The 12,238-nt window shown below is 55.2% G+C and carries 11 protein-coding genes, 2 tRNA genes and 2 rRNA genes (1 of these 15 only partly in view); 6 read left to right on the forward strand and 9 right to left on the reverse strand.

Going from position 1 to position 12,238, the window contains the following annotated elements; genetic code table 11:
• The 4 genes from QEV83_RS11460 to QEV83_RS11475 form a co-directional block, all read right to left on the reverse strand.
• Positions 1 to 338: ribosomal RNA gene (locus QEV83_RS11460) — 23S ribosomal RNA — on the reverse strand (it extends 2,469 nt beyond the left edge of the window).
• Between the two features lie 325 nt (positions 339 to 663).
• Positions 664 to 739: transfer RNA gene (locus QEV83_RS11465), tRNA-Ala, on the reverse strand.
• Between the two features lie 65 nt (positions 740 to 804).
• Positions 805 to 881: transfer RNA gene (locus QEV83_RS11470), tRNA-Ile, on the reverse strand.
• A 221-nt stretch (positions 882 to 1,102) separates the two neighbouring features.
• Positions 1,103 to 2,588: ribosomal RNA gene (locus tag QEV83_RS11475) — 16S ribosomal RNA — on the reverse strand.
• Together the 16S and 23S rRNA genes with 2 tRNA genes alongside form the textbook arrangement of a ribosomal RNA operon.
• A gap of 911 nt (positions 2,589 to 3,499) precedes the next feature.
• Between QEV83_RS11475 and QEV83_RS11480 the strand changes: the two genes are divergently transcribed.
• The 4 genes from QEV83_RS11480 (at position 3,500) to QEV83_RS11495 (ending at position 5,884) form a co-directional block, all read left to right on the forward strand.
• Positions 3,500 to 3,805 (forward strand): hypothetical protein, encoded by a 306-nt coding sequence (locus QEV83_RS11480; RefSeq protein ID WP_280127866.1) that lies wholly within the window; start codon positions 3,500 to 3,502, stop codon positions 3,803 to 3,805.
• A 290-nt stretch (positions 3,806 to 4,095) separates the two neighbouring features.
• On the forward strand, positions 4,096 to 4,380 hold the full coding sequence (locus QEV83_RS11485) for a hypothetical protein (RefSeq protein ID WP_280127867.1): 285 nt from the start codon (positions 4,096 to 4,098) through the stop codon (positions 4,378 to 4,380).
• A gap of 365 nt (positions 4,381 to 4,745) precedes the next feature.
• Positions 4,746 to 4,961 (forward strand): hypothetical protein, encoded by a 216-nt coding sequence (locus QEV83_RS11490; RefSeq protein ID WP_280127868.1) that lies wholly within the window; start codon positions 4,746 to 4,748, stop codon positions 4,959 to 4,961.
• A gap of 707 nt (positions 4,962 to 5,668) precedes the next feature.
• Positions 5,669 to 5,884, forward strand: a complete 216-nt coding sequence (locus QEV83_RS11495) for a hypothetical protein (protein WP_280127869.1) — start codon at positions 5,669 to 5,671, stop codon at positions 5,882 to 5,884.
• Between the two features lie 99 nt (positions 5,885 to 5,983).
• Here QEV83_RS11495 and QEV83_RS11500 read toward each other — a convergent pair whose 3' ends face one another.
• Together QEV83_RS11500 and QEV83_RS11505 are read right to left on the reverse strand one after the other, a co-directional pair.
• On the reverse strand, positions 5,984 to 6,433 hold the full coding sequence (locus QEV83_RS11500) for a host attachment family protein (RefSeq protein WP_280127870.1): 450 nt from the start codon (positions 6,431 to 6,433) through the stop codon (positions 5,984 to 5,986).
• A gap of 112 nt (positions 6,434 to 6,545) precedes the next feature.
• Positions 6,546 to 7,256 (reverse strand): pentapeptide repeat-containing protein, encoded by a 711-nt coding sequence (locus QEV83_RS11505; RefSeq protein WP_280127871.1) that lies wholly within the window; start codon positions 7,254 to 7,256, stop codon positions 6,546 to 6,548.
• A gap of 242 nt (positions 7,257 to 7,498) precedes the next feature.
• Between QEV83_RS11505 and QEV83_RS11510 the strand changes: the two genes are divergently transcribed.
• Positions 7,499 to 9,034, forward strand: coding sequence for an aspartate ammonia-lyase (locus QEV83_RS11510; protein WP_280127872.1), 1,536 nt, complete (start codon positions 7,499 to 7,501; stop codon positions 9,032 to 9,034).
• A gap of 2 nt (positions 9,035 to 9,036) precedes the next feature.
• On the opposite strand, the gene QEV83_RS11515 is transcribed toward QEV83_RS11510, so the two are convergent.
• The 3 genes from QEV83_RS11515 to QEV83_RS11525 are packed head-to-tail and all read right to left on the reverse strand — an operon-like array spanning position 9,037 to position 11,219.
• Positions 9,037 to 9,801, reverse strand: a complete 765-nt coding sequence (locus QEV83_RS11515) for a TonB family protein (protein ID WP_280127873.1) — start codon at positions 9,799 to 9,801, stop codon at positions 9,037 to 9,039.
• 46 nt (positions 9,802 to 9,847) lie between these two features.
• Entirely contained in the window at positions 9,848 to 10,552 is a 705-nt protein-coding gene (locus QEV83_RS11520) for a uracil-DNA glycosylase (protein ID WP_280127874.1), read from the reverse strand.
• A 52-nt stretch (positions 10,553 to 10,604) separates the two neighbouring features.
• Complete coding sequence (locus QEV83_RS11525) at positions 10,605 to 11,219, reverse strand: NYN domain-containing protein (protein ID WP_280127875.1); 615 nt, start codon at positions 11,217 to 11,219, stop codon at positions 10,605 to 10,607.
• A gap of 473 nt (positions 11,220 to 11,692) precedes the next feature.
• Here QEV83_RS11525 and rpoZ point away from each other — a divergent pair, with 473 nt between their 5' ends.
• On the forward strand, positions 11,693 to 12,088 hold the full coding sequence (rpoZ, locus tag QEV83_RS11530; protein ID WP_280127876.1) for a DNA-directed RNA polymerase subunit omega: 396 nt from the start codon (positions 11,693 to 11,695) through the stop codon (positions 12,086 to 12,088).
• Positions 12,089 to 12,238: the final 150 nt, after the last annotated feature.

The raw sequence follows: 12,238 nt of genomic DNA on the forward strand, positions 1-12,238 counted from the left end.
AAATTACGCAAGCACTGGCCTGGTCCGCGTTCGCTCGCCACTACTAACGGAGTCTCGTTGATGTCCTTTCCTCTGGGTACTTAGATGTTTCAGTTCCCCAGGTTAGCTTTTGTTTCCTATGTATTCAGAAACAAATACCTTCTTTTGATATCTGCAAGTCCGAACCCTGGAATTGCTCCCAGAACTCAGAATTACAGATATCGAAGGTGGGTTTCCCCATTCGGAAATTCACGGATCAATGCCTGTTCGCGGCTCCCCGTGACTTATCGCAGCGTACCACGTCCTTCATCGCCTCTCAGCGCCAAGGCATCCACCGGATACCCTTAAGACACTTGATCGCTCTCATTATCGATGCCCACCGCTCGGCGCGGAAGGCTTGCACTCCGTTCTGGACCACAAGCCAAAGGGCTCGATCATATAAAGACCAGTTTGCTTCAAATACATCCGAGGACGGTGCGGTCATGCTCCGCCCACTGACTGTAGCGCTTGCTTGAGGCGCAACAGCGCCAAAGCAATCGGATGTATTTCCTCTTTACGATGTAAGATAACCCGCCTCGACGTCATCTGAGCCGGAGCCCAGCTTCATGTCGAAGCGAAACTTAATGTTGGACGAAGCCAGGAGCGTGTCTGAGGGGCCTCGCATGCATTAGCCGGGAGCCCATCTGGTGGAGCCAGACGGGATCGAACCGACGACCTCATGCTTGCAAAGCACGCGCTCTCCCAACTGAGCTATGGCCCCTTCCAGCAGGACCGGCAAATCAGCAAAAGCGATCCGCCGTTAGGCTCTGGCCTTCCGATGGCAAATGGTGGGCCTGGGAAGACTTGAACTTCCGACCTCACGCTTATCAAGCGCGCGCTCTAACCAACTGAGCTACAAGCCCCAAGCTCAAGCACGGCTTCCGTCAGCAAAGCTAGACTAGCAAAACTTTGCGCGCCGCCGGGGACATACGCCCAAACGCCGGCAAGAGACCACGCGGGCTCGTCCAAGAAGAAAGAGAAACGAAGGCGGCGGAATCCCGCATATTCAGCCTTACGGCCTTTGTTCCAAGCGATCCGATAAGTGGCACACAGGATATGTGCCAGCTTGAAGGATCATCCTTAGAAAGGAGGTGATCCAGCCGCAGGTTCCCCTACGGCTACCTTGTTACGACTTCACCCCAGTCGCTGACCCTACCGTGGTCGTCTGCCTCCTTGCGGTTAGCAAAACGCCTTCGGGTAGAACCAACTCCCATGGTGTGACGGGCGGTGTGTACAAGGCCCGGGAACGTATTCACCGTAGCGTTCTGATCTACGATTACTAGCGATTCCAACTTCATGCACTCGAGTTGCAGAGTACAATCCGAACTGAGACGGCTTTTTGAGATTTGCTCGGGGTCACCCCTCCGCATCCCACTGTCACCGCCATTGTAGCACGTGTGTAGCCCAGCCCGTAAGGGCCATGAGGACTTGACGTCATCCCCACCTTCCTCTCGGCTTATCACCGGCAGTCCCCCTAGAGTGCCCAACTGAATGATGGCAACTAAGGGCGAGGGTTGCGCTCGTTGCGGGACTTAACCCAACATCTCACGACACGAGCTGACGACAGCCATGCAGCACCTGTGTTCTAGCCCCTTGCGGGAAGGAAGTCATCTCTGACGACCATACTAGACATGTCAAGAGCTGGTAAGGTTCTTCGCGTTGCTTCGAATTAAACCACATGCTCCACCGCTTGTGCGGGCCCCCGTCAATTCCTTTGAGTTTTAATCTTGCGACCGTACTCCCCAGGCGGGATGCTTAAAGCGTTAACTGCGCCACTAAGCAGCAAGCTGCCTAACGGCTAGCATCCATCGTTTACGGCGTGGACTACCAGGGTATCTAATCCTGTTTGCTCCCCACGCTTTCGCACCTCAGCGTCAGTACCGGGCCAGTGAGCCGCCTTCGCCACTGGTGTTCTTGCGAATATCTACGAATTTCACCTCTACACTCGCAGTTCCACTCACCTCTCCCGGACTCAAGATTCCCAGTATCAAAGGCAGTTCCGAGGTTGAGCCTCGGGATTTCACCCCTGACTTAAAAATCCGCCTACGTGCGCTTTACGCCCAGTAATTCCGAACAACGCTAGCCCCCTTCGTATTACCGCGGCTGCTGGCACGAAGTTAGCCGGGGCTTATTCTCCTGGTACCGTCATTATCTTCCCAGGTAAAAGAGCTTTACAACCCTAAGGCCTTCATCACTCACGCGGCATGGCTGGATCAGGCTTTCGCCCATTGTCCAATATTCCCCACTGCTGCCTCCCGTAGGAGTTTGGGCCGTGTCTCAGTCCCAATGTGGCTGGTCATCCTCTCAGACCAGCTACTGATCGTCGCCTTGGTGAGCCATTACCTCACCAACAAGCTAATCAGACGCGGGCCAATCCCTCGGCGATAAATCTTTCTCCTTGCGGACGTATCCGGTATTAGCTCAAGTTTCCCTGAGTTATTCCGAACCGAAGGGTATGTTCCCACGCGTTACTCACCCGTCTGCCACTCCGTATTGCTACGGCGTTCGACTTGCATGTGTTAGGCCTGCCGCCAGCGTTCGTTCTGAGCCAGGATCAAACTCTCAAGTTGAATGAGAATTTGGTACCGGCTGGTCACTATCTCTTTGACGAGTCCCAAGCACACCTGTCAGCAATCCCAAGAGACGTTAATCTCAAGAAATCGCAAACACGATGAACTTAGATACGTGACCGCCAGAGTATCTCATCGACCGCACCACTTACACTTTCATGTAACACGTGCGATCCGCAAGGACTCCGCCGTCCACGTTTCTCTTTCTTCCGATTTAATTGTCAAACAGCGCAGTCACGTTCAATCAGTATAATCAGCTAGACAGTATAACCTGCTAGCCAGCAACGTCTTCCTACCCTAAACGCCGAAGCGATCTCTCCCCGGTTTGTGCAACCGGGTGGTTTTTAAGCCCGAGAAACTCGAGAGAAACGATCAGCGCCGGCTGCTCGAAGCGGCGTTGCAGTCGATGACCGGCTTATAGGTCGAGCCCCATCCAACTGTCAACCGGCGTTTTCAAGAAACTTCCGAAAAGCGCCGTTGCGTTAATTGATTTCCAGCAAATTAACGAGATTTCCCAGAGACTTACTTGCCTGCTCGATCTCACGTCCAGGCAAAGGCACCTTCGCCGCCGCAATCAACTTTGTTCACGGCGGTCTGATAACATAATATCAAACTTCGCAAAGGCAAGGGGTGGCACGCGCGGGGGAGGGGATAAATCCATTTCCCGGCTCAGAACGCGCCTAGCCGGCTAGAAAGCCGTGCCATCCTGGCTGGGGGGCCCCTGGAGCGTTTTACCCCGTCCAGCTTGTTCCTGTCACGCTGCCGCACTAAGTTTCCTTGGCTAACTTGGCCGTCTTCCGAGATCCGAACCAGAGTAACTACGTTTACCGCAGCCCCCGTTACTTCATATACTTCATAAAGTTAAATCCTGGCGCTAAGCCCGGCCCAGAAGGACCAAATAGGAGGCAAAAATGTCCGGAACGATCATCAATCTCATTCTACAACTTGTTGCAGGGGCGATTGGCGGGAATGCTGCGGGCGGGCTACTTAAAAACATCGACCTCAGCCCCCTCGTCAAAACGATTACGGGTGCCGCCGGCGGCGGGATTGGCGGAACCATCCTGCAGAGTCTGATACCGGCGCTCGGCGCGGCCGCGAGCGGCGGCGGCTTCGACATCGGCGCCGCAGCCGGGCAATTGGTGGGCGGCGGCGTCACCGGTGCAATTGTCACGGTGGCCGTCGGCCTTATCAAAAATGCTTTGGTCAAAAAAGCCTGACGGACCTATCCGTCTTTCAATATAGATTTTGCAACGGGCACAACTTTCAAGGTTGGCTCGCGCGGCAAAACATGAAGTACCCCCCGTGATCAACTGATGATTTGCCGCTCGCGTCATCCGATGGTGGCATTAAGCCAGTACATCTGCATTGTTCATACGCCAGAGACCTCCGAACCGTGTATAAGACGAACGGCCCTCTCCGCCCTTGGGGATGTCCGGATAAGCTAGCGGAACAACAGAAGGCGCGCGGGTCACACCGCGCCGCCTCGCTCTCAGGGAGGAGACGTCACATGTCCGCGACGACGATCGTCTATGTCATTGTCCAAATTGTCGCCGGAGCCATCGGAGGCAATATCTTCGCCAAGATCACCCAATTTACACTCGGACCGCTCTATAATTCGATTGTCGGCGCCGTGGGAGGCGCCATCGGCGGCTACATCTTCCTGAGTTTGGGTCCGGAGATGACCGGCGGCCTCGCGGCAGGGTCCTTCTTTCTACAAGCGGCAATTGGTGCGGCCAGCGGCGCGATCGTCACCGTTTTCGCCAGTCTCTTCATGCATCCGATTGATTACTAAGCGGGAGTGGGGCCGCCAAAGGTATGATGATCGGACGCGGCCCCAAAAAAACGCCCCCGTAGCCTTTAATTCCGGCTCGCCTTTCATCCGGCATTTTTGCTATCCCGCTACCCGCGCGAGTCTTTGCGATCGGTAATTTCTCCCGGTGTTTTTCCCCGGTATCATCCCGCCGCATTCTAAACGTCGCATCCGCTTCATTCTCAAGTGGTAATTAGAAACACCTCGACATTTGACGAGGCGCACCATGACGTTCCAGCCCCAAACGGGCTGGCCGAAGGCTGGTTAGCCCTTTCACAAAAGTTTTCACGCATGACGCGGGCCAGCCGGTTTCTGAAACTGTCGCTAACGCAAGGGAGAGACGAACGATGGCTAATGTGGCGGATGCTGGCACTTCAACGATTCAAGTCACCGAGGGCAGCGGCGCAAGCTTGGTGATTTTAATCGCAATGATCATTCTTTTCAGCGGGGCGGCCTATTTTACAGGACGCTTGTACGGCAAAGTAGGGATGTACGCCGTTATCGCTGGGTTTGTCGTCGTTGCCTCCACCCTATACGTTATGGGCGGTTTGACCTTCGGCTAATATGCAATTCGACGTGGCGCGTCGATCGCGCCACGTCCTGCAGTCGACCTGCGGCGCCTGTGTTTGCTCCTTGATCCAAACTGGGCCAAGGCTATAACCCCTAGCTAAGCTCAAGATAAAAAGAAAAATGCCATAAGCTTAGCAATGTATTGCTCCGTCTTTAGATGGCCATGCTCCGGGATGATTGGCAACACATCCGATGAGATTAGGAATTGATCAAAAAGGCTTTCAGGATCGCAGATTTCAGCTTCGGGACGGACACCTCCCTAATCTGAACCTTTGCCAAATGATGGAAGCTCTTCTTGCTTGCTTTAACTTCCGCAGGAGAGCGCATGCTAAATTCCGACAAAGGGGCTGGAGCGATCCTTGTAATACTGATCGCTATGAGCGCTCTTTTTGGCGGCGACGCAGCCTTTACCATCAATGACCCGGAAAAGCAGGAATGATTTTAAGTCATTGCTGCTTTTCAGTTGGTTTTTTTAGACCCTTACCACTCGGAGGATTGAGCTTCGGATAGCCGATAAACCCCTTCCCGGAATGATTCTTAAGTGTTAAGTTGGCACGCGCCCCGTAAGTAACGAGGCGTGCCTTGGAGTGCTGCTCTGGGGAGTGACGGCTGGCGGCTCGCGGCGTCATTTGTACGCGCAAAGAGTGGCTCGTGGCGTTGGCCGGCCGGCGGCAAAACAGTTAAAAAAGGGAGGTGGACGATGGCTATTGTGCAGCCTATTGGAACTGGACAGATTGATCGAGTTGAGGGATCCGGCGCGAGCATGGTGATTCTTATCGCCATGGTCATCCTGTTTGGCGGAGCGGCGTATTTTACCGGCCGTTTGTATGGCAAAGTAGGAATGTATACCGTTATCGCCGGGTTTGTGGTCGTGGTCGCAACGCTCATGTTCATGGGCGGCTTAAGCTTCGGCTGACCCATAGATTGGTCAATGTCTCCAGCGTGGCGCGCTCGTCGCGCCACGCAAATTGATACCCGCCAGTTTCGGCCAGACCAAAAATACTCCCTCGTAAAATTACTCCGCCGTCAGCAGACGTTCGATTTCTGCGATCGTATGGTGCGTGAGATCCTTGGGAATTTCGGCGAGGATTTTGGTTCCGGTCTCTTTTGTGAATTCGCGCCGCAGGTCGCCGAGGATTTTGGGCGGCGCCACGACAACGAGTTGCTTGAACGCCGCTGACTGGGCACCCTTATTGATGCGCTCCGCGATCGAAGCCGCGAACCGCTCCTTTTCCACTTCGTGCCAATCCGTCTCTTCGACCGCGCTCCGGCCGGTGCCGATGCTAGAATAAGTGCGCCCCGGAGCATCGCTTCCCTGCTCATGGGTGGGTGGATCGTCGTGCAACTCGACCGAAAGGCGGCGCAGATTGGGAAATTTCTCGTCGCCCTCGTTTGTCAGAAACAGGGCCTTTTGACCGTCACCCACGACGACCCACGCGCCAGGCGCCAGCTTAAGATGTGTCATTGGATGTTTCCTGTCTTCGTTGCAGAACCTTAGGAATACTCTATCGCAATTCAGCACCACACCTTTGATTTGGCGCAATCGCCATTTCGATCCGCCGTTTGGCAAGAAGCCTTCATTCCTTAAATGCGCGATCCAGGTTTTTCGCGCCGGCGAAAGCCTGTTCTTGGTCCGCTTTGAAACGGGCGGATGTCATGTCTGTTCCCATGAAATTGGTATGATCGAGAATCGCGCCGCGAAAGTCAGCGCCGCCAGCCTCGGCTTCGGCAAGCGAGGCATCTTTCAGGTTGGCTCCGGGAAATTTCGCAAATTGCAGATCGGTTAGAGCGAGATTTGCGCCTTCGAAATCGGCCCCGGCGAGGTCGGCGGATTTGAGCACGCCGCGCATCAGACCCATCGACTGGTTTTTCATATCAGCGGCGAGATTGGCACCCGTAAATTTCGCTTCGCGCAGACTGGCGCGCGACAAATCGGCAGTGACGCGGGCACCCGAAAGATCGGCCCTGTCGAAGTTCGCCCCTTGCAGCTGACTCCCGAAAAGGCTGGCGTTTTTCAAGCTCGCGCCGGAAAAATCCGCGCCGATGGCCCAGACCTGATCAAGCAGGGCGCCGTCGAAATTGGCACCCGAAAGTTTGGCCCGGTTCATTCTGGCCGCGCGAAAATTCGCACCGGTAAAATCGAGCCCGGAAAGGTCGAGCCCATTGAGACTCTTGCCGGAAAAATCGACGCCCCCATGCGGCGAAGTCTTGATGCTTGTCTCGATCTCGGCCCGTGTCATTTCCGCCGAGGAAAATTTTGGACTTGAAAGATCAACATGGTCCATCATGTCCTGTGCATATGCGGGTGGAAACCATGTTGTTGCGGCAAGGAATATCCATCTTCCAAAACTTCGCACGGCGGCTGTCCCTCCATTTTTTAAATTTTTATTTTAACGGATGAACTTATGTTTGATCTACCAACCCAGTCCAATTTGAGATCTGCGGAACCATATATAGGTTACTCTGACAGGAAATAGCTCGAAATTGATCTTTCCTACCACTGCACCGCTTTGGAACCCGGTCCGTCCTCATGACAAAAGACAATCTCCAGCCACTCCGTACGCCCTTGGCCGGGGGCAGCAACATACCTGCTACGGTCACGCTCGCCGTGCCACGCGCGATTGACCTTAACCGCGTCGCAACAAGGTGCGAGCATGATCTTCTCGGTGAGGCAGCGATTCCGGCCGATGCCTATTGGGGCATACACACCCTGCGTGCCGTCGAAAACTTTCCGATTACTGGTGTACCGATCGGGCATTTTCCAGAGCTTATCCGCGCCCTTGCCCTTGTGAAACAAGCAGCGGCGCGCGCCAACCGGCGGCTCAAGCAATTGCCCGTTGAGAAAGCCGAGGCGATCGACCGCGCCTGCGATCTCATCGCGAAGGACAGGCGCTACCTCGAGCAATTCGTGGTCGATGCGGTGCAGGGAGGGGCCGGCACCTCGACCAACATGAATGCCAATGAAGTCATCGCCAATATTGCTCTGGAATATTTGGGACACAGGCGCGGCGAGTATCAATTTCTGCATCCGATTGATGACGTCAACATGGCCCAATCGACAAATGACGCTTATCCGACGGCGCTTCGTCTTGCCGTGATTTTCGCGGCGGCGCCACTCGCGCAGGCGCTGCGGGAACTTGCCTACGCCCTTAAGGCCAAGGCCGTCGAATTCGCCGACGTGCTCAAAATCGGCCGCACTCAATTGCAAGATGCGGTGCCGATGACACTTGGCCAGGAATTCGATGGCTTTCACACCACCGTCAAGGAGGACATCGACCGCTTGCGCGAAGCCGCCGCCTTGTTCCGCGAGGTGAACCTTGGGGCAACCGCAATCGGCACAGGCATCACCGCCGACCCCCGCTACGCATCCCTCGCCGTCGAGGAACTCGCGCATGCTTCGGGCGAACCAATGGTGCTCGCCAGCAATCTCATCGAAGCGACATCCGACATGGGCGCCTTTGTCTTGTTTTCTGGCGTGCTCAAGAGGATTGCGGTAAAGCTTTCGAAGATTTGCAACGATCTGCGGCTTCTCTCATCGGGTCCGCGCGCGGGCTTTGGCGAAATCCGCCTGCCGCCTGTGCAAGCAGGTTCCTCGATCATGCCGGGAAAAGTCAATCCGGTGATTCCGGAGGTCGTCAGCCAGGTCGCCTATCTCGTCATCGGCCATGATCTCACAGTGACGCTATGCGCCGAGGCTGGCCAGCTTCAACTCAACGCCTTCGAGCCGACCATTGGCTTTTCCATTTTGGAATCCCTGCGCATGCTGACTGCCGCGATCGAGACTTTGACGAAGCGTTGTGTTAACGGCATCGAGGCTGACCGAGAACACTGCCTTGGCCTCGTCGAGAATTCGATTGGCCTCGTCACTGCGCTCAGCCCTGTCCTGGGCTATGAGACATGCTCGCGCATCGCCCGGCGGGCGCTGGACGAACGGCGCACGGTTGCAGACATCGTTCTCGACGAAGGATTAATGACCGAGGCTCGGCTCAACGAACTGCTCCTGCTCGAAGCCTTGACCAGGCCGTCGCGCATCGCCATGGCTGCGGCACCAAAGCCGACAGACTGAACTCAAATTCCCATCCCAAAAGCGGCTTCGATCGTAAAGGAATGTTCGGCGCCGGGGGGTGCGACTGGAAAAGGGGCAGCCCGGCGCACCAGAGCCACGCTTTCGGCATCGAGTTCGGAGTCGCCGCTGGACCGGAGGAGAACGGCCGACACCACTCCCCCAGACCGATCGAGAACAAAACCAATGGTGGCCAACCCTTTGACGCCACGACGCAAAGCACGCTCGGGATAATGTTTTACGCGTTCGAGCATCCCTCCGACGATGAAGCGGTAGCTCATCGCTTCGCTGCCGCTACTTGACGGTAAGGGCACCGCGACGGCTTTAAAACGATCCGCTACGCCTGTTTTAATTTGGCTTTCCGCGTGCCCCCGTTTTTCGTGGACCGGTTTCAAATCGCGCGCGGCACCTTCTACCGCGGAATCGAAGCCCAAGGGGGCTGCTGCTGGTCCTTGCCCAAGACCGCCAGTCCATTCCGGCCGGTTTTGTGAGACTTCCGGCGGCCGCTTGAAATTGTCCCTCGCACTATCTGGCCTTTGTTGTGATTCCATCACCACTTCAACTGGACTCACCCGGCCCGGCGCGGCAACAACAGGCGGTGCTTCACGCATAACTGCTGCAATGAGAAAACCATGTGCGATCAGTGAGGCCGCTATACCGGCCGCGAGCTGGCGGGAGAACAGAGGCAGGCAAGTGTCGCGCGGCCCCTGTAGCCCGGAAATCCCGGTCCCTTTCGCCACATTTCCTGAGTTCGCCAACACCAAGTTCATGTTGCTAACTCCAATATTGAACACAGCCCAACATTGCCTTGGCTAATTATAAGTCGGCCAACCTTTCCCGAACCTTGGCGAAAACTGCCCGGAACATATCTTTCGTCAGCACGCCCGTATTCGTATTGTATCTGGAACAATGATAGCTGTCGAAAAGCGACACCGGCTTCGTCCGAGCAAGGGCACCTATTGCCGCCGCCGATTCTTTGCCCAGGACATATTGAGAGCCATGTACGAAGGGTAGCAGCGCAAGCCGGAGGCCATAGGCCCGGATAACAGATTCATGCGCAATCCGGCCAAGCGCGACGATCGCTCGCAAGTTCGGCATCGCCATGATGGTTCTCTTCAGGAAGAGGCGGCAGTTGTTGATTTCAGAAGACTCAGGCTTATTTTTCGGCGGCACGCAGCGGACAGCGTTGGTGATTGCGCTCGAAACGAGCCGTAAGCCATCATCGGGTCGCGCATCATAAGTTCCGGACGCGAAGCCGTATTCAATCAACGTCATGTAAAGAAGGTCGCCTGCGAAATCACCCGTGAAGGGCCGCCCCGTGCGGTTGGCACCATTGAGACCAGGCGCCAGACCAACGACCAGCAGCTGCGCATCAATCGTCCCAAAAAAGGGAACCGGCGCATTGTGCCACCCGGGCTGTGCCGTCCTCAGCCCATTGCGGAATCCCACGAGACGCGGGCAGAAGCCGCATTCTGGATCAGGCTCGAAAGGAAGCCGCATTTGCGGTGGCGGCGCGGCCATAGATCTACCGCTCCCGGGCAAAGCCGACTCAAGCGATATACGCTGGATGACCTTAGAGACGATCGTCGGTCAATGCGGGGTCGAAATTGCCTGCTGGCACAGGACGCCTTCCTTGTGCCTTTTGTGGGTGGTCGACCCGCTCACCCGGGTCACGGCCAATTTTCTGAGCGAGATGCACGATATCGATGAATTCGTCCGCCTGCCGGCGCAATTCATCGGCGACCATGGAAGGCTGCGTCGCATTGGTGGAAACGACAGATACGCGCACTCCTTTGCGCTGAACCGCTTCGACAAGCGAACGGAAATCCCCGTCGCCTGAAAAAAGGACCAGATGATCGATATGGTCGGCCATTTCCATGGCATCGACGGCAAGTTCAATATCCATATTGCCCTTGACCTTGCGGCGGCCGAGCGAATCAACAAATTCCTTTGTCGGCTTGGTCACCACCGCATAGCCATTGTAATCCAGCCAATCGACCAGCGGCCGGATCGAGGAATATTCCTGATCCTCCACCAAGGCGGTATAATAAAACGCCCGGATCAGTTTGCCGCGGCTTTGAAATTCCTTGAGCAGCCGTTTGTAATCGATGTCGAAACTCAGCGACTTAGCAGTCGCGTACAAGTTCGCTCCGTCGATGAATAGCGCAATGCGCTCCTGATCCGCCATGTTTTTTCTTCTCGTATATTACTATTGTGATGATCTTCGTCATTATTCATGATAGAAGGGAGAGCAACGGCGACTCCCAAACCAGCAACCATGCAATTCGTACATAAAGTTCATATCCAACGAATTGGGAAGTGAACCTATTTGGCCCTGACTGTCCCTTGCGTCAAGGGGCCTCACCTTAGCTAACTAGGCTTAGCTTGAGCATCAAAGTGATTATATTAAGGCAAATCAACCCAACAGTACAATTAATTGATAATCTCGTTTCCACTTGTCCTACAGGAGCTATCATTTTGTCCTACAGGCAAGGAATCATTGCAAAAAAACTTGGCCTAAAAAAGATCCGCCAGTTTCCGATATGCAAAGGTCAAGGCCGTGAGTCCAGGATTATTACGTCCCGGGTTGCCAAGGCAGATATAAAACCTGTAAGACAAATTTAATCCAAAAACGTCCCGTTAACAAGGAGTGCGCACGGCATGGCCCGCGTCACCGTTGAAGACTGCATCGACAAAGTTGAAAACCGTTTTGAACTCGTGCTCATCGCGAGTCACCGGGCGCGGATTATCGCTGCTGGAGCGCCGATCATGGTCGACCGCGACAACGATAAAAACCCCGTTGTCGCGCTGCGGGAGATCGCCGAATCGTCGCTGGCGCCAGACGATCTCAAGGAAGATTTCATTCAATCCTTGCAGAAACACGTCGAGGTCGACGAGCCCGAAGCCGAAGCCGTACCGGCGCTTTCCGCGGCCGAGGGCGTGCTGCAGACGGACGCCATGGGGGATATGCAGTTCGACCGGATGACCGAGGAGGATCTTTTGCGAGGGCTGGAAGGCCTCGTGCCGCCAGCCGACACTGAGGACGACGGCGACTGATCGGCATAAAAACCGGGAGGATCGATCATGGCACCGGCAATTTCCGGGAATTTTGCAAAGTTTTAAGATAAAATCGCACGGCAACCAAATATGCGGCATAACAAAGCGACCTAAGTCATGATCCAGACCGGATCGTGAGGTAATGTTTTC

The sequence above is a fragment of the Methylocapsa sp. D3K7 genome, from assembly GCF_029855125.1.
Classification (GTDB): Bacteria; Pseudomonadota; Alphaproteobacteria; order Rhizobiales; family Beijerinckiaceae; genus Methylocapsa.